Genomic DNA, 21,500 nt, shown 5'->3' on the forward strand with positions numbered 1-21,500 from the left:
AATGGGAGACGTTATTGATATATATGGTTTATCACCTTTGCAAAAAGGAATACTGTTTCATACTTTATACGATCAAGATGATGAATATTCTTTTTCCTATATTGTACAAGTAGGTTTCTTGCTCGGGGGGCAATTGGATGTTGCTACTTTTGAAAAAGCTTGGGAATATGTTATTCAACGACATGAGGTTCTGCGCTCAGTATTTGTTTGGGAGGAAGTAGAAAAACCTCTACAAGCAGTTTACGAACGTCTTCCTTTTACTATTCATCAAGAGGATTGGAGTACCCATTCGCATGAGGAGAAGGAGAAGAAATTACACCAGTTTTTGACTGCAGATCGTAGGAAAGGATTTTTATTGGATGAAGCACCATTGATGAGAGTCACTGCGATTAAAGAAGCAGAAGGGGAAACGAGAATTATTTGGACACATCATCATATTTTACTAGATGGATGGAGTGTGTCATTGGTCTTTAGTGAAGTGATGGAAGTTTATCTCAAGATGATAAAGGGAGAATTGTTGAATCTTCCTAAATCTCTTCCTTATAAAAAATATATCCAATGGATAAATAAACAAGATCAAAGTCAAGCAGAGGAATTTTGGAAAGAAGAATTAAAAGGGTTCTATGCACCTACTCCATTAGCAATGGAAAGAAAGGATCAAGGACAAGAGAAGGGTTATGGAGAGTTTGCTTATCAAGTATCTGAGGAACTTACTGAGAATTTACAAGAGTGGGTACGAAATAGTCGATTAACGTTGAATACGTTAGTACAAGGTGCATGGGCTTATTTGATGAGTAGGTATAGCGGTGACAGTGACGTCGTATTTGGCGTAACTAGCGCTGGACGTCCTACTGATTTAATAGGAGCAGAGAATATGGTGGGGCTATTTATTAACACATTGCCTACCAGAATTCGATTAGCGGATAATACATCAGTAGTAGATTGGCTTCGTAAAATACAAATGAAAGAAATGGAACGAAGACAGTATGAGTATAATTCGTTGATAGATATTCAAGGCTGGAGTGAGGTTCCGCGAAATAGCTCCTTATTTCATACCTTGTATGTGTTTGAAAATTATCCAATTCAAGGTGAGAGAAATGATGATTTAAGATTACTAGATGTTACAAGCACGGAACAAACAAATTATCCTTTAACACTCATTGTAATGCCCGGTAAGAAAATTACTTTAAAGTTGATGTATGATCGAAGCTATTTTAATGAAGAAGCAATAAATCGGATTCAGAATCACTTATTGCAAATATTAATTCAGATGACGAAGAGCCTAGATTCAAAACTATTTGAAATTACTCATTTAACAGAAGAAGAACAGATACAGTTACTAGAGGAATGGAATCATACTCAAGTTAATTATTCGGCTGAAGGCATGATTCATACGATGTTTGAGGAGCAAGTTAAAAAAACACCGGAAGCAATCGCGGCTAGTTACGAAAATGAACAAATTACCTATAAAGAGTTGGAGAAGCGTGCAAATCAGCTAGCTCATTATTTACAAAAGCATGGTGTAGGCCCAGAGTCTCTAGTTGGGGTATATATGGAACGTTCATTACAAATGATGATAGCGTTATTAGGTATTCTAAAATCAGGAGCAGCGTATGTTCCACTTGACCCTACTTATCCAGAGAGTCGACTTCGATATATATTAGAGGATGCTGGAATCGAAGTACTAGTGACGGAAGAGAATTCTAAAAATTTGTTTGTATCTGAAAATATTGAAACGATTTGTATGAATAAAGATTATACTGCAATTGAAAAAGAAGAAACAACCCCATGTATAAGTGGTGTAACAGGAGAAAATTTAGCGTATGTTATGTATACTTCAGGATCTACAGGGAATCCAAAGGGAGTAATGATTGAGCATCATTCAGTAATTAATTATCTAGAATGGATGCAACATAAATATCCGCTCTCTGAAAAGGATGTGGTCTTGCAGAAAACGCCATTCTCATTTGATGTCTCTGTTTGGGAATTGTTTTGGGGCATTCACGTTGGTGCAAGTGTATCTTTCCTACCTCCAGGTGGAGAAAAAGATCCTTCTATTATAGCTGAAGTGATTAAACAACATCAGGTTACTATAGTTCAATTTGTACCTTCGATGTTATCTGTTTTCTTAGATCACTTCAATCATATTGAAATGAACATGAATTGTTCGTCCGTACGCCATGTATTTTCTGGTGGAGAAGAACTAAGTTCAGGGTTAGTTAGACGATTTCAACAGAAATGGGATTATAGTGGACAAGTGAAATTAACCAACTTTTATGGGCCAACTGAAGCCACTATTTATGTCAATGCATTTGATATTCAGTCTAATCAAGAATTTGTTTCTATTGGGCGGCCAATACAGAACACGCAATTATATGTATTAGACCAAAATCAACGCTTGCAATCAATAGGAATTGAGGGTGAGTTATATATTGGTGGTGCTGGTTTAGCACGTGGATACTTAAATCGTCCGAATCTTACTGCTGAAAAATTCGTTTCGCACCCATTTCGATTGGGGGAACGACTATATCGAACAGGAGATTCAGTAAGATATCTAACTGATGGAAATATAGAATTTATAGGTAGAATGGATCATCAAGTCAAAATGCGTGGTTTTAGGATTGAATTAGGTGAAATTGAAGCCACTTTAGAAAAATGTTCGTTTATTAAAGAGGCTGTCGTATTAGTTAGAGAAGATCGTCCAGATGATCAACGATTGGTTGCATATGTAATAAGCGATGGAAATACCCAAGAGTGGAGAGAGTATTTACAAAACCAATTACCGAATCATATGATTCCAGCGCACTTTATAGAGTTAGAACATTTCCCGCTTACTCCAAATGGGAAAATTGACCGAAAGGCCTTGCCAGCACCTGATGAGCAAGCTATTGAAGATTTAAATGTGCTACCCCGGACGCCATCGGAAGAGCTTATTGCCTCGGTTTGGAGTCAAGTGTTAGGAACAGAAAATATTGGTATTCAGGATTCCTTCTTTGAACGTGGTGGGCACTCACTACTTGCTACTCAAATCGTCTCTAGATTGCAAGAACTGTTCCAAATTAAAATTCCATTACGTGAACTTTTCAAGCACGATACAGTGGAAGCATTGGCGAAACGAGTGAATCAGTTACGAAAAGAAGATAAAAAACGAGAGGTTGCTCCTCTTGTACCTATGAAACGAGAAGGAGTTATCCCACTTTCCTATGCGCAGAAACGTCTATGGTTTATTGATCAATTAATGCCAAATAGTGCTATGTACAATATTCATGCAGCGTGTCGCTTAACAGGTAAATGGTCAATTGAAGCATTGGAGGTCGGATGGAATCAATTGTTGGAGCGTCATGAATCATTAAGGACGACAATTCTAGAACAAGAGGGTGAACCTTTTCAACAGGTTCAATCTCATGTGTTCAGACATATTCCTCAAACGAATCTAACAGATCTTTCTTTGGAAGATAGGGAAAGAGAAATGAAACGCCTTATTCAAAACGAGGCGGAGGAACCATTTCATTTTGGACAAGGTCCTCTTATTCGAACACGAATATTGAAAGTGGACAGGGAAGAATGGGTTCTCATTTGTACGATGCATCATATTATTTCAGATGGATGGTCAATGGGAATCTTACTTGAAGAATGGATGGCTTTTTATGAAGGAGCACTAACCGGAAAACCAGTGGAATTGAAGGAGTTATCTATCCAATATGCAGATTTTGTCATGTGGCAGAAGGAATGGCAAAAAGAGGAGAATTTGAATCAGCACCTTCAATATTGGAAGGAAGAATTATCTGGGGAACTACCGGTTTTACAATTACCGATGGATCGTCCTCGACCTGCAGTTCAAACCCATCGTGGTGCAAGTCAGTCCTTAATAGTGGCGAATTCCCTACAGGAAAAGCTCAAAGATTTAAGTTTGCAAGAAGGATGCACTTTATTTATGACATTGATGGCAGCGTATCAAAGCTTCCTTTCTCGTTATACAGGACAGGACGACATTATAGTTGGAAGCCCAATCGCTAATCGAAATGTGAAAGAGATTGAGGGATTAATAGGATTCTTTGCAAACACGTTGGTTTATCGAGCTGATTTCAGTGGAAATCCGACGTTCCAAGAATTATTGTTGCAGGTAAGAAAAAAAGCGCTAAAAGCATACGAGTATCAGGACATCCCATTTGAGAAAGTGGTAGAATTCGTAAGACCTGAACGGAATACAAGTCATTCACCAATATTCCAAACTATGTTTACTTTACAGAATACGAAACAAGAATTTCTTCAGCTATCTGAAAGACAAATGGAACTCATGGAAAGCCATGCTTCTGTTGCCAAATTTGATTTGAGTTTATTTGCTTCTGAGACGGAAGAAGGATTATCACTAACCTTTGAATATAATACTGATTTGTTTAATGATACAACCATTGAACGTATGGCAAGTCATTTTAAACATTGGTTAAATCAAATTGTCTCTCATCCAAAATGTGTATTATCAGAACTGAATATGTTATCGAAAGTAGAATATAAGCAACTACTAGAGGGATGGAATAAATCGCGTTTTATAGATATGGAAGAAAGTACGATTCATACAATGTTTGAAGAACAGGTGAAAAAAACACCAGAAGCAATTGCAGTAGTGTGCGAAGATGAAGAACTAACATATCGAGAGTTGGACGAACGCTCGAATCAGTTGGCACATTATTTACAAAAAAATGGTGTAACATGCGAATCATTAGTTGGGATTTGCGTTACACGTTCATCTGAGATGATTGTCGGTCTCTTAGGAATTATGAAGGCGGGAGGAGCATATGTCCCAATTGATCCAGCGTATCCGGAAAGTCGACTGCAGTACATTTTAGAAGATGCTCAAATAAAGGTACTGGTGACACAGGAAAAGTTACAACAAAAAATGGTTATACCAAAATTCGTCAACGTGATTTGTATTGATCGTAATCGAGCAGAAATAGAACAAGAAGTAACTACAGTATGTACGAGTGAAGTGACGGGCGATAACTTAGCCTATATTATCTATACTTCAGGTTCCACTGGAAATCCAAAGGGAGTAATGATTGAGCACAGGAATACAGTAACAATGATTCATTGGGCGCATCATACGTATTCCCGAAAGGAATTAGCGGGAGTGTTAGCTTCAACTTCGCTATCTTTTGATTTATCCGTTTTTGAAGTATTTGTTCCCTTAACGATGGGTGGTAAGGTGATTGTCACTGAAAATGCTCTACATCTAGAGAAGTTGTCTACCAAAGGTGTAACTTTGGTTAATACTGTACCATCGGCAGCGAAGGAACTGGTTCGAGCAAAAACAATCCCTTCTTCGGTAAAGGTGATGAATTTGGCTGGAGAACCATTGCCATATTCGCTTGTTCAAGATTTATACGAGAGAAGTACGATCGAAAAGGTGTACAACCTATATGGACCGTCCGAAGATACTACGTATTCCACGTATATGGAACTAGAAAAGTGTGACATGCATAGGGTACCACCAATTGGTAAACCAATATTCAATACAGAAGTATATGTACTGAGTGCCGAACAAAAAATGGTTCCAATTGGTGTAGTTGGTGAGCTATACATTGGTGGATCAGGGTTAGCGCGTGGATATTTAAACCGCCCTGACTTAACGCAAAATCTTTTTATACCGCATCCGTTTAAAGAAGGAGAGCGAGTATACCGGACTGGAGATCTAGTAAGGTATTTACCAGATGGAAATTTGGAGTATGTTGGACGAATCGATCAACAAGTGAAAATTCGTGGGTTCCGGATTGAACTAGGAGAAATTGAAGCGACATTACAAAGGCATACACTGGTTAACGAAGTTATTGTGATGGTGCAGGAAGATTATCCTGGCGATCCGCGTTTGATCGCCTATGTTGTAGGAGACGGGGATGCTCAAAAGTGGCGTGATTATCTCAAGGATCAACTACCAAATTATATGATTCCAGCCTATTTTGTTGGATTAAATGCATTTCCACTCACTCCTAATGGGAAAATTGATAGGAAGGCCTTACCAGCACCAGAGAGACAGGAGATAGCAAGTGGTTATATTGCTCCTCGTACGTCTACGGAAAAAACAATCGTTTCGATATGGCATGAAGTTTTAGGTATGGAAAACATCGGAATTCAAGATTCATTTTTTGAAATTGGTGGCCATTCACTACTCGCTACGCAAGCTGTTTCCAATCTTAAAGAGGGTTTTGGAATCGAGATACCATTGCATGATTTATTTATGTTTCATACGGTGCAGCAATTGGCAGAACAGATTGATCAATTGCTCGATAACAAAAATCAAGAAATGCAGAATGATAGTAAGGAGAATGTAAGTCTTCAAGACTATGTTCAAAAAGAAGCAGAAGTCAGTAATGATGAAGAATTATTGGAACTACTTAAGCAATTAGAGGAGCTATCAGAGGAAGAAGCACAAGGGATATTCGAGAGTAATTTGATTGAGGAAGGGGTAAAAAAATGAGAAGTGATTTACTTGCAAAGCTGAGTTCACTTTCTCCTGAGAAGAGAGCATGGCTTCAGAAGCAAATGCAAAAAAAGGAGAATAAAGAAGCACTCCCGTTGTCTTATGCACAACAACGCTTGTGGTTTATGGACAGATTTAATCCAAACAGTTCTTTATATAATATTCCAACAGTATGGCATCTAAAAGGAAATTGGATACCTGAAGCATTAGAAAAGGGATTCAATCGACTCATTGAACGCCATGAATCATTACGAACTGTTTTTAAAGAAGTAGGAGAACAACCTGTGCAACAAATTGTCGAATTCCTTCCTAGAGCATTACCTGTAAGATATTACTCTCAACTTCCTCTAGAAGTAAAAGAAAAAGAGGTAGATAGTTTAATTGCGAGAGAAGCGCAAGAACCATTTGATTTAATGAATGGTCCTTTAATTCGTAATCAGCTTGTTCAATTAGAGAAGGATGAATGGTTATTACTGTGTACGATGCATCATATTATTTCTGATGCTTGGTCCATTGGTATATTCATGAATGAATTACTTGCTTTCTATGAAGAAGAAACGGGCGGAAATCATGCTAAATTAAGTTCACTATCCATTCAATATGCAGACTTTGCGAAGTGGCAAAAGGAGTGGTTGCAAGGTGATGTGCTAAATCGTCAGCTTACGTATTGGCAGGAAGAATTGTCTGGTGAACTTCCTATCTTACAACTGCCAGTGGATCGACCTCGACCGGTTAAACAGACTTACTCTGGGGCTACGCATCATGTGATTTTTCCTTATAAATTGCTCAGTCAATTGAAGGATATAAGTCGACAAGAAGGATCTACTTTATTTATGACTTTAATGGCCGCATACCAGAGCTTTCTTGCTCGTTATACGGGACAAAAAGATATTCTAGTTGGTAGTCCGATTGCAAATCGAAACCATAAGGGAGTAGAAGGATTAATTGGTTTCTTTGTTAATACATTGGTTTATCGATCAGATTTGAGTGGCACCCCTACTTTTCGGGAGATTTTGAACCAAACAAAGAAAAAGGCGTTAAAAGCTTACGAATATCAAGATATACCATTTGAAAAAATGGTAGAAGCTGTGCAACCTGAACGAAGCATGAGTCATTCCCCTATATTTCAGACCATGTTTACGCTACAGAATATAAAACAAGAACGACTAGATTTGCCTGATAGAAGTATTGAAATGGTAGAAAGTAATATGTCTATTGCTAAATTTGATTTGAGCTTAACTGCCTATGAAGTGGAAGAAGGTCTATTCGTCTCATTTGAATACAACACGGATTTATTTGATAGTAGTACCATTGCACGTATGGCAGGACATTTTGAGAACTGGCTAAATGAAATCACGTATCATCCAGATGAATCATATACAAAGCTGTCAATGTTATCGGATACTGAGCAAAAACAACTCTTAGAAGAATGGAATGATACGGACGTAGTTTATGGTCATGATTGTATGATTCATGAGCTATTTGAGCAACAAGTTGCACGGACACCTGATGCAGTGGCGGTAGTTTATGAGGGTGGAAAGCTAACGTATCAAGAACTAAATGAAAAATCGAATCAATTGGCACATTTTCTACAAAAACGAGGTATCGGACCTGAATCATTGGTTGGTATATGTATTGAACGTTCTCCTGATATGATTATCGGTCTCTTTGGGATTTTGAAGGCAGGTGGGGCTTATGTCCCACTGGACCCAAGTTATCCCGAAAACCGCCTGAGATATATTTTGGAGAATTCACAAATTCAAGTGCTGTTAACAAAAGAGGCACTACAGGACTGGTTACCTAAAGATATTCAAGCAATTTGTTTAGATCGGGATCAAGTGATGATTTCTAAAGAGAGTAATTTAGCTCCGGTAAGTGGAGTAACAGCAAATAACTTAGCCTATATTATATACACTTCGGGTTCGACGGGAAATCCAAAGGGGGTAATGATTGAACATCATTCCGTTATCAACCGCCTACAGTGGATGCAGAAAAAATACCCATTGTCCGGGGAGGATACAATCCTACAAAAGACACCGTTTTCATTTGATGTTTCTGTATGGGAATTATTTTGGTGGTCATTTGTAGGAGCACGTGTTTGTTTACTTCCACCAGGAGGAGAGAAAGATCCTGCGGTGATTGAAGAGTATATTGAACGATATCGCGTGTCCACCATGCACTTTGTTCCGTCGATGTTATCTACTTTCTTAGATTATATGGAACTATATAATTCGAAAAGGGATGTATCGTCTTTAATTCAAGTTTTTACTAGTGGAGAAGCGTTAAACACTGAGCAGGTTCGCCGGTTTAAGGGGATCTTTTACAATGTTCAGCAAACAAAGTTAATTAACTTGTATGGTCCTACTGAAGCAACTGTGGATGTGACTTATTACGATTGTGATTTAGAAAAAGAACCAATGCTTATTCCGATTGGTCGTCCGATTGATAATACAGAGTTGTATGTGTTAGATCAATATCAACAAGTCGTCCCGATTGGTGTGGCAGGGGAACTTTACCTTGGAGGAGTAGGATTAGCACGTGGCTACTTCAATCGACCGGATTTAACTACTGAACGTTTTATTCCGCATCCCTTTAAGAATGGGGAACGATTATATCGAACGGGTGACTTGGTGAGATATATGAATGATCGTAACTTAGAATATATTGGAAGAATAGATAACCAAGTTAAAATTAGAGGATTCCGAATTGAATTGGGAGAAATTGAAGCAGCTTTACATGATCACTCATCTGTAAAAGAGGCAGTCGTGTTGGTGAAGGAAGATCGACCAGGAGATAAGCAGTTAATAGCTTATGTAGTGGGTGAAGGCGATACTGGGGAGTGGCGTGAATATCTCAAGAAGCAACTGCCACATTATATGGTTCCGGCATACTTTTTCAAAATTGAAGGTATGCCACTCACTCCAAATGGTAAGGTGAATCGGAAAGCCTTACTGGAATTAGAAGAACAGTTCATAAGTGAAGATATTACTTCATCACGAACACCAGTGGAGGAGCTTATCGTTTCCGTTTGGAGCCAAGTGTTAGGAATAAAAAATATTAATGTTCAGGATTCCTTTTTTGAAATCGGTGGTCATTCACTACTAGCTACTCAAGTAGTTTCACGTTTACAGGGAATTTTTCAAATTGAATTACCAGTACGTGAACTATTTGAATATACAACGGTGGAGTCACTGGCAAAGCGATTAGATCAGTTACGTAAAGGAGATAAAAAACGAGAGATTCCTCCGCTGATACCAATGAAACGAGGAGAAGCTATCCCACTATCTTATGCCCAACAACGCTTATGGTTCATTGATCAATTTACACCTAATAGTGCCCTTTACAATATACCAATGGTATGCCGCCTTACAGGGAATTGGCTACTTGAAGCATTGGAAACGGGATGGAATCAACTAATAGAACGTCATGAATCACTGCGGACGGTCTTTCACGAAGTGAACGGTCAACCCGTACAGCAAATTGAACCGTATGCTTTTCAATCAATTCCGAAAACGGATTTAACTATGCTTTCTTCTGAAGATCAAGAAGAAGAAGTTAAACGTTTAATTCAACAAGAAACAGAAGTGCCATTTGATTTAACAGAGGGTCCATTAATCAGGGCAAGTATTTTGCACGTGGGAGAGGAAGAATGGATACTCCTTTGTACTCTACATCATATCATTTCAGATGGATGGTCAATGGGAATCCTACTTGAAGAATGGATGGCATTTTATGAGAAAGCAACGGATGGAAAGGTAGCGGAACTTGAACCATTGCCGGTTCAATATGCCGACTTTGCTCAGTGGCAAAAAGGATGGCTAAAGGAGGATGTGCTTGATCAACAACTCCAATATTGGAGGGAAGAATTGTCTGGGGAGCTTCCTGTACTCCAACTTCCTATGGATCGCCCGCGTCCCGCGATACAAACTCATCACGGGTCGATATACACTCTGGTTCTGCCAAGCACGCTACATGATAAATTGAATGAACTTAGTCGAAAAGAAGGGGCTACACTCTTCATGACGCTTTTAGCTGCATATCAAAGTTTTCTATCTCGTTATACGGGACAAGAAGATATTCTGGTCGGAAGCCCAATTGCGAATCGGAATTATAGAGAAATTGAAGGACTAATTGGTTTCTTCGTTAACACGCTGGTTTATCGAGCTAATTTGAGTGGTAGACCGACATTTCAAGATGTACTGTATCAGGTTCGTCAAAAGGCATTGAAGGCGTATGAATATCAAGATATTCCATTTGAAAAAATTGTAGAAGTTGTGCAACCGGAGCGAAGTACAAGTCATTCGCCAATCTTCCAGACTATGTTCATTTTGCAAAATATGAAACAAGAGTTTCCGGTGTTATCTAGTAGAAGTATTGAAATGATAGAAAGCCATAGTCCAATTGCAAAGTTTGATTTAAGTGTAATGGCAGCTGAGACGGAAGAGGGGTTACTTTTTACTTTTGAGTATAATAAGGATTTATTCAATGCTACTACTATTGAACGGATGGCAGGACACTTTGAGAAATGGCTACATGAAGTTTCTCATCGTCCACAAAATCCGTTGCATGACCTGAGTATGCTATCAGAACCCGAGCGTACTTTGTTATTAGAAACATGGAATGACACTGTAATGGAAATGTCTCATCAGGGTCTTGTTTGCGACAGATTTGAGGAGCAAGTAGCAAGGCGTCCTGATGCGATTGCGGTAGTTGACCAAACAAAACAGTGGACTTATGGTGAACTGGATACACAAGCAAATCAGTTGGCAAATGTTTTACAACGAAAGGGAGTAGCCCCAGAGTCAGTGGTAGGAGTTTATCTTCCGAGGTCAGCTGAGCTGATGGCAAGTTTACTGGGCATTTTAAAAGCTGGTGGAGCTTATGTCGTTTTAGATCCGTTGTATCCAAAATCAAGGTTAGAATACATGATTGAAGATGCAGGAATTCAATTTGTAGTGACGGCGGAAGGACAAGAAGGACATTTCGCACACGTCGAAATGGTGAGGTTAGAAGAATTAACGGTGGAAAGCGTAATCGCACCTACACGTCAAATAAATCCAGAGAACTTAGCCTATATTGTCTATACCTCTGGTTCTACAGGAAAACCGAAGGGTGTCATGGTTGAATATCGCTCATTAATGAATATGGTTTCTTGGCATCAGGAAGTTTATCATATTTCAGCAGAGGATCGTGCGACTCAGATTGCAGGGGTTGCTTTTGATTCGGCTGTCCAGGAGATTTGGCCGTATCTAACTGCTGGCGCAGCACTCTACTTGTCAACAGAGGAACTGAGAATTAATCCAGAAGCACTAAGGGACTGGCTCATTGATTCACGAATAACAGCTAGCTTTGCACCTACGCCTATTCTGGAAAGGCTCTTGAAATTATCTTGGCCAGATAAAACGGATCTTCGTTTTATCATTACTGGTGGGGATCAATTAACGCAGTATCCATCTAACGATATTCCTTTTGCGGTAATTAATCAGTATGGGCCATCGGAAAATACCGTTGTTACCACAGATTGTTATGTACCTGTAGGAGTGACAACAGGTACGCCATCGATTGGTCGACCGATTGCGAATACAGAAGTTTATGTGTTAGATTCTCATCTTCAGCTAGTACCAATTGGTGTAATTGGAGATCTCTATATTGGAGGGAAGAATCTTGCACGTGGATATGCTAATCGTCCGGATCTTACAAAGGAAAAATTTATTCCACATCCTTTCAAGTCAGGAGAACGTCTCTATTATACAGGAGACAAAGCAAGTTATCTTTCTGATGGTAATCTCCAGTTCCATGGCCGTATAGATGACCAAGTGAAAATTCGTGGTTTCCGGATTGAATTGGGAGAAATAGAAGCTGTTTTGCAGGCACATTCTTCTGTGAAAGAAGCAGTTGTATTGGTACGAGAGGATAATCAAGGTGACAAGAGATTAGTAGCTTATGTAGTTGGTGAAGGAAGTGTACATGAATGGCGAGAACATCTACAAACACATTTACCAAATTACATGGTTCCAACAAACTTTATTGAGATGGAAGTTTTACCACTTACACCGAATGGAAAACTTGATTTGAAGGCATTGCCTATACTTAGTGAACAATCCGCCGGAAATACTGTATACCCACGAACTCCGCTGGAAGAACTTATCGCTTCAGTGTGGAGGCAAGTGCTAGGAATAAAAGAAATTGGTGTTCAGGATTCTTTCTTTGAGCTTGGTGGTCACTCTCTACTTGCTACACAAGTGGTCTCACGTTTACAGGAAGTCTTTCAAATCAAATTGCCAGTACGTGAACTGTTCGAATATTCAACGGTCGAGGCATTATCAAAACGAATAGATCAGTTACGTAAGGGGAGCGAAAAACGAGAAATTCCACCATTGGTGCCGATGGAACGCGGAAATAATATTCCACTATCTTATGCCCAACAGCGCTTATGGTTTATTGATCAATTTGCACCTAATAGTGCACTTTATAATATGCCAATGGCATGCCGCCTTACAGGGAATTGGTTACCTGAGGGATTGGAGTTGGGATGGAATCAGTTAATAGAGCGTCATGAATCTTTGCGGACGGTATTTCATGAAGAAGAAGGTCATCCTGTGCAGCAGATTCAACCTTATATTTTCCGTCCTCTTCCGCAAATGGACCTAACTAAGCTTTCATTAGAGGAGAGAGAAAGAAAATTGGAGCAATGGATTCAAACTGAAGTCGAATCTCCATTTGATTTAGAACAAGGGCCATTGTTCCGTGGGAAACTCATAAGAATTTCAGAAGAAGAATGGGTTCTTCTGTGTAATATGCATCATATTATCTCAGATGGATGGTCGATGGAAATCTTACTTCAAGAATGGATGGCATTTTATGAGAATGCGATTGGTGAAAAACAAGCAGAGCTGGAACCACTACCAGTTCAATATGCAGATTTTGCTCAGTGGCAAAGAGAATGGTTGAAAGATGAAGTACTAAATCAACAGCTTGCATATTGGAAGGAAGAATTATCTGGTGAGTTACCAGTCTTAATGTTGCCAATGGATCGTCCGCGTCCGCCAGTGCAAACCCACCATGGATTAACTCATAATGTGCTGTTGTCACGCTCATTACTGGATAAATTAAACGAACTAAGTCGTCAAGAAGGGGCAACGCTTTTCATGACCTTATTGGCATCGTATCAAAGTTTCCTTGCTCGTTATACGGGACAAACGGATATTATTGTTGGCAGCCCAATTGCAAATCGAAATTATCGAGAAATTGAAGGGCTGATTGGTTTCTTTGTCAATACATTGGTTTATCGAGCTGATTTAAGTAATGCACCGGCATTTCAAGAGTTGTTGTCTCAAGTGAGGATAAAAGCATTGAAGGCGTATGAGTATCAAGATGTTCCGTTTGAGAAAATTGTAGAGGTTATCCAACCTGAACGAAATACAAGCCATTCTCCGATTTTCCAAACCATGTTTACTTTGCAAAATACGGGACAGAAGCTACCAGAACTACATGGAAGAAATATAGAAGTAATAGAAAGTAATGCTCCTATCGCTAAGTTTGATTTAAGTTTAACTGCTGCAGAAGTGGAAGAGGGTTTATTACTTACTTTTGTTTATAGAACTGATTTATTTGACAGCTTAACTATTGAATCCATGGCTGAACATTTTGGGAACTGGTTGAATGTAATCGTGGAGAATCCTGATAAATCATTAGCTAAGTTGCCTATATTGTCAGGATTACAGCAAAAACAGTTGGAGGAGTGGAATAATGATGCTGTAGCATATCCACAGGAAAGTACGATTCATCAGCTGTTTAAAGAGCAAGTAAATCGTACACCTGATGCGGTAGCAGTGGTAGATGAAAAACAGAAGTTAACGTATCGAGAGCTGAATGAAAAAGCTAATCAATTGGCCCACTATCTTCAGCAATGCGGGATTGGGAATGAATCATTGGTTGGACTTTGCTTTGAGCGTTCAGTTGAGATGATTGTTAGTATTATGGGGATTTGGAAGGCTGGAGCAGCCTATGTTCCATTAGACCCATCATATCCAGAGAGTCGTCTACGATATATTTTGGAGGACACTGGAATTCAAGTATTAGTTACGAACGAGTCATTGGAAGACTGGATACCTAAAGAAATCAAGATAGTTTGTCTAGATAGGGATCAAGCAATGATTTCACAAGAAAGCATTCTTTCACCAAAATGTGAAGTAACAGGAGAAAACTTAGCGTATGTTATCTATACTTCAGGATCAACGGGGAATCCAAAGGGTGTCTTGATACAGCATCATTCTGTACTAAACTTGTCGCATGGTTTACAAAAAGAGGTTTTCGAACATGAGATACCATCTAACATGCATGTCGGTTTAAATGCGTCAATTGCCTTTGATGCATCTATCCAGCAATTACAAATGCTGCTTTATGGTTCAAGTTTGTATATTATTCCGAATGAAGTACGAAGTGATCCGGAGCAGTTTGTAGCTTATATTAGGGAGAACAAGTTAGAAATCTTTGATATAACACCTTCATTGCTTCAATTACTTATAGATGCCGGATTGTTAGAAACGTGCGATGGCGTTCATGCTCCAAGTAAGGTACTGGTTGGTGGTGAAGCAATTATGCCGTCATTATGGGAACAGCTAGTAGAGACTGATAAAATACAGTTTTATAATGTATATGGTCCTACAGAATGTACGGTTGATGCAACATGCTATCATATCAAAAAAGATAGTAAGAGAGTAACAATTGGACGTCCATTGCCTAACGTCCAAACTTATGTATTAGATAGTAATAGGTTGCTAGTTCCAGTTGGTGTGATGGGGGAACTTTATATCGGAGGAGTAGGTCTAGCAAAGGGGTACTTGAATCGTCCAGAGTTAACATCCGAACGATTTATTTCTCATCCATTCAAAGAAGGCGAGAGGTTATATAGAACAGGCGATCTTGTGAGATATCTTCCTGATGGTAATATAGACTACTTAGGAAGAATGGATAATCAAGTGAAGATTAGAGGATTTCGAATCGAACTTGGGGAGATTGAGTCGACTTTACAAGAGCATGACTTGGTAAAAGAGGTAGTTGTAATAGTTAGGGAAAATCAGTCGGGAGATAAGAGGTTAGTAGCTTATGTAGTGGGCGAAGGTAGTGTAGAAGAATGGCGAGAGTATCTTAAAACAAAACTGCCAATCCATATGATACCTTCCTACTTTGTCGAAATGAAAGAATTACCGCTAACCATAAATGGAAAGGTTGATCGGAAATCGTTACCTATACCAGATTATCAAGGAATACAAGAAGGCTACGCAGCCCCAAGAAATGAACGTGAACATAAGCTTTCTATCATTTGGGAACGTGTGCTAGGTTCAAAACGTATTGGTATTTATGATAACTTTTTTGAAATTGGTGGAGATTCAATTCTTAGCATTCAGATTGTCTCTCGCGCAAAGCAAGCTGGTTTACAGTTGACACCAAAACAACTATTTGAACACCAAACGATTGCTGAGTTAGCGCAAGTAGTCAAAGAAGAACAAGGTGTACAAGCTGAACAAGGAATTATAACTGGAGAGACGATACTTACACCTATTCAGCAAAGGTTTTTTGCGCAAAATCATCCTAATCCACATCATTGGAATCAATCCATGTTCTTTAGAACGAAAGAAAAATTGGACATAGGATCACTGGAAAAGGCAGCGCGTAACCTTCTACTTCATCATGATGCCCTGCGTTTAAGATATGAACGTTTACCTAATGGGACTTGGGAACAGTGGAATGAAGGAATTGAAGAACAATTGATGCTGACTGTCATTTCATTAGACGAAGTGCCGGAAGCGGATTGGCATGAAGTTATTCAAAAAGAGATTAATGTTGCACAAGAAAGATTGAATTTACATGATGGTCCTTTAATGAGAATGGTGTATTTTGATGAAGGTGAGGAGACTGGTCGATTATTTTGGACAATTCATCACTTAGCCGTGGATGGTGTTTCTTGGCGGATTTTATTGGAAGATTTGCAAACAGCATATACGCAAGCGGTCCAAGGGCAAAAAATTCAATTACCTATGAAGAGTACATCTTTTAAAGAATGGTCGGAGAAATTACAACATTACGCTCAAACTGGAATATCAAAAGAAGTGCTACATTACTGGGAGCAGCAGGTTGAACAAGACGTAGTTATACTGCCAGTAGATGGTACTATAAGTAATCCAGTAAGCGCAGTAACTGAGGAAATTACTGTGGTGTTAAACGAGAATGAGACCCGTATGTTATTGCAAGAGACTTTAAGCACTCACCGTGTCCAAATCAATGAAGTATTATTAGCAGCATTGGTACAAGCTACAGCAGCATGTACGGGGCAGCCGATATTAAGCGTAGATTTAGAGGGACATGGTCGAGAAGAGATTATTGAAGATGTTGATTTATCGAGAACCGTGGGATGGTTTACAAGTATTTACCCAGTTCATTTAAATATTACTAATGCTAATACGCCAATTGCAGCATTAAAAGCAGTTAAAGAACAAGTTCGCAAAATTCCTAATAAGGGTGTTGATTATGGGGTGTTGCGTTACATGAACACAACAATGTGTGAGCCATTAAGCTCCCAATATACACCGTCTATTAGTTTTAACTATCTTGGACAATTTGACCAAATGTTTTCTAGCGATGCAATGTTTATTCCAGAGAACGAATTTAAGCGTTTAGATCATGCTGCCGGTTCCAAGCGATCGCATGTAATTGATGTAATTGGGGTTGTAACGGATGGAAAACTTCAGTTCACTTGGGTATACAATGTTGGACAATTTGCCAAATCAACGATTCAAAGTATTGCACAGAATATGCTATACCAACTGAGTAGATTGATTCAATCTTCAGATAGAGAATCTGCACTGACCATTTCGGATTTTGCAATGGCTAATCTTAGCCAAGAAGGTTTGACAAATGTACTAAATAAAATGCATCGTGGAAAGAAAAATCAGATTACTGATTTATATCCACTATCACCTTTGCAAGAAGGTATGATCTTCCACACATTGCATGATCAAGGGGATGAACATGTTGCACCGTATATAGTGCAATTGAGTTTTATGATTCAAGGGGAAATGGATATTCCTACTTTTGAGCAGGCGTGGAAATCTGTAATTCAACGGCATGAAATTTTTCGTACAGCATTTGTATGGGACGAAATTGAAGAACCTGTACAAGTGGTGTATGAAAATATCCCATTTAAAGTGAACAAAGAAGACTGGCGTACAATGACAAGTGAAGAGATAGAGGAAAAAAGAAAAGTCTTTTTGGCATTAGATCGAAAACAAGCCTTCCAATTTGATGAAGCACCATTGATGCGGGTAACAGTCATTCAAGAAGGTGAGGAAGAATATCGGATTGTTTGGACCCATCACCATATTTTACTGGATGGATGGAGTTTACCATTAGTATTTAATGAATTACTTACAGTCTATCAGAAGAGAATGAATGGAGAAGCTGTGAAGTTACCTAAGTCCTCACCATATAAGAAATATATCCAATGGCTAAGAGAGCAAGATAAGGAGCAGGCGGAACAATTCTGGAGAGAGAAGCTAAAAGGTTTTACTGCGCCAACTTTGCTGGGCTTAGAAAGTAAAGAGGAAGAAAAAGGTTACACAGAGAAGGTTACGTATTTATCAGAAGAGCAGACTCAAGCGTTACAAGGATGGGCGAAACGCAATAAACTTACTTTGAGTACAGTAATTCAAGGTGCATGGGCATATCTCATGAGCCGATATAGTGGAGAAAATGACATTGTTTTTGGTGTAACAAGCTCAGGGCGTTCTACGGAGATTATTGATGTTGAAAACATCGTAGGTCCTTTCATTACAACGTCACCGACGCGAATTCAATTGATGGATGATATAAAATTAATAGATTGGTTGCAGAAGATACAAGAGGAAGAGATAGAAAGAAGACAATATGAGTATGCTTCTTTGACAGAGATTCAGGGGTGGAGTGAAGTTCCTAGAGGAATACCGCTGTTCAATAGTTTATATGTGTTTGAAAATTATCCAGTGAAAGAGGAGTCTTCAGAAAATCTGGAAATTGGTGAATTGGAAGGGGTAGAACAAACCCACTACCCATTAGGGTTAGCTGTAGTTCCAGGAATCCAGTTATCGTTAAAGTTAATGTATGACCGTAGTAAGTTTAATAGAGTAACCATTGAACGAATGCTGGGTCATTTACACCAAGTGTTAATGCAAATGCTCAAAAACATTGATCAAAATCTATCGGAGCTAGTATATATTACGGAAGCTGAACAAAGAAAGCTATTGGAAGAATGGAATAATAATACTATATCCTATCCACGTGAGAATGCGATCCATCAACTATTCGAAGAGCAAGTACATCGTACGCCTGACGCGTTGGCAGTGGTAGATGAAAAACAGCAACTAACATATCGAGAGCTGAATGAAAGAGCTAATCAATTAGCTCATCATTTACAGAAATGTGGAATTGGGACAGAGTCATTAGTTGGCCTTTGCTTTGAGCGTTCAGTTGAGATGGTTGTTGGTCTCATGGGAATTTGGAAGGCTGGAGCAGCCTATGTTCCATTAGATCCATCGAATCCGGAAAGCCGCCTGCAATATATTTTAGAAGACACGGGAATTAGAGTGTTAGTTACAAATGAGGTATTACTAGGATGGATACCTAAAGACATCAAGACAGTTTGCCTAGATAGGGACCAAGCAATGCTTTCTCAAGAAAGCAAACTTTCACCAATATGTGAGGTAACAGGGGAAAACTTAGCGTATGTTATCTATACTTCTGGTTCGACAGGGAATCCAAAGGGGGCTTTAGTACAGCACCATTCTGTAATAAACCTATCCTATGGTTTACAAAAAGAAGTTTTCTCACATGAGATACCTAGTAATATGCGCGTCGGTTTGAATGCGTCAATTGCCTTTGATGTATCTATTCAGCAATTACAAATGCTGCTGTATGGTTCAAGTTTATATATTATCCCAAGTGAAGTTCGCACTAATCCGGAACGATTTGTGTCTTATATTAGGGAGAATAAATTGGAAATGTTTGATATGACACCTTCATTACTTCAATTACTTATAGATGGAGGATTACTAGAAACAAGTGCTGATGTTCATGTGCCAAGCAAGATATTGGTCGGTGGTGAAGCAATCATGCCGTCATTATGGAAACAGCTAGTAGAGACTGAAAAAATTGATTTTTATAACGTATACGGTCCTACAGAATGTACGGTTGATGCAACGTGTTATCATATCGAAACAGATAGTAAGAGAGTTACAATTGGACGTCCGTTGCCGAACGTTCAAACTTATGTATTAGATAAAAATTTGTTACCTGTTCCAGTTGGTGTAACAGGTGAGCTATATATTGGTGGTGCAGGTATAGCGCGAGGATACTTGAATCGTCCAGAATTAACAACAGAGCGATTCATCCGTCATCCATTTAATGAAGAAGAGCGTTTATATCGTACGGGAGATTTGGTTCGTTATTTACCTGATGGTAATTTAGATTACTTGAGAAGAATTGATAATCAAGTGAAAATTAGGGGCTTTCGTATTGAACTTGAAGAGATTGAAGCGAGTATAGAGAGGCATCCATTGGTAAAAGAAGCAGTAGTTTTGGTGACAGAGGATAAGCTAGGAGAGCAGAGATTGGTTGCTTATGTAGTTGGAGATGGAAGTATGCATGACTGGCGTGAATATCTCAAGACACAAGTACCGAATTATATGGTTCCCGCACACTTTATAAAGGTAGACAAGATTCCTCTTACACCGAATGGAAAAGTTGATCGAAAGGCATTGAACAGTTTAACAATTCAAAGAGAAAATAATTTGTCTACACCAATCATTCCAAGGGATGAAATTGAATATCAGTTGATTAAAATCTGGCAGGATGTGTTACAGATAGAAGATGTCTATGTAAATGATGATTTCTTTAATAGAGGGGGACATTCTCTCCTTGTAATTAAATTGATTTCAAAAATTAAGGAGAAGTTTGGAAAAGAGATTAAGGTGTCTACATTGATTAAGAATCCAACATTGGAAGGAATCGCATGCCTTATTCGCGATAAGCATGATATGACAAAATCTGTATCAGCGCTGGTTCCACTACAAGAATCAGAGAAAAGACCTTTCTTCTGTGTTCATCCGTTTATGGGAAATGTATTCTGTTACATTCAACTAGCAAGATTACTTAAGAACCATTGTTCATTTTATGGTTTACAGAATCCTCTTATAGAAAAGGGAGAAATTGATGAATTGACCTTGCCGGAAGTAATTCAACTTTACATTGAAGAAATCAAACGTGTTCAGCCAGAAGGTCCATATCGTCTTGGAGGATGGTCTTTAGGCGGTGCGATTGCTTATGAAATCGCAACTGTACTAAAGAATCAAGGTGAGGAAGTTGAGTTGTTGATACTAATGGATACTAAAGTACCTTCAGAGCAGGACTATAAAACAACGGAGGATATGCTCTCATATATATATGAGCATTTCATTTCTAGAGATTTTACTGAGCGGGGGAAAGGCCTCTTCCATGAACAAGATATGCTTGTAGAGCGATTACTTATGGAAGGAGTACTCCCGCCTGATGCAGATCTTATGAATTTGAAGCAAGTTATCAATGCTCATAGGAAATGCCTGAACATAATGGCAGATCATGATTTAATACCATACTCTGGAGAAGTTCTCTACTTTAGTGCTGAGGAAGGAAAAGAGTTGTTTACAGATTGGGGACCTTTATTAAAAGGAAGAGTAAATAAGTATTCTGTCCCTGGATCACATGAGGAAATAGTAGACTTCCCCGCAGTTGAAAAGATAGCTAAGTACCTATTAAATGAATTTGAAGGGATAAAAGAAACATCCCTTTCATTAACTGAAAAGTAAAGAGTGCAAAAGATGCAACGCTATGAACGAAAAGGGGAGACCAATACCTGCATATCAAGTGTAGGGAATAATGAATATATTAAGAGCATTACTTTTTAAGGGGATAATGTAAAAAGTAATTGGTAGAGACATAGAAATCTTTGTAATAG

At 38.8% G+C, this 21,500-nt stretch carries 2 protein-coding genes; both read left to right on the top strand.

The window, feature by feature from the left end:
* The first annotated feature begins 1 nt into the window (after window position 1).
* Complete coding sequence (locus ACUL40_RS04245) at window positions 2-6,472, top strand: amino acid adenylation domain-containing protein (protein WP_445423017.1); 6,471 nt, start codon at window positions 2-4, stop codon at window positions 6,470-6,472.
* Window positions 6,469-21,351, top strand: a complete 14,883-nt coding sequence (locus ACUL40_RS04250; protein ID WP_445423016.1) for a non-ribosomal peptide synthase/polyketide synthase — start codon at window positions 6,469-6,471, stop codon at window positions 21,349-21,351. The genes ACUL40_RS04245 and ACUL40_RS04250 overlap by 4 nt, the downstream gene beginning before the upstream one ends.
* Window positions 21,352-21,500: the final 149 nt, after the last annotated feature.

Source organism: Bacillus sp. KNSH39 (assembly GCF_052656585.1).

Coding starts and splice junctions, on each gene's coding strand:
- ACUL40_RS04245 (WP_445423017.1), top strand. CDS start 2: ATGGGAGACGTTATTGATATATATGGTTTATCACCTTTGCAAAAAGGA.
- ACUL40_RS04250 (WP_445423016.1), top strand. CDS start 6,469: ATGAGAAGTGATTTACTTGCAAAGCTGAGTTCACTTTCTCCTGAGAAG.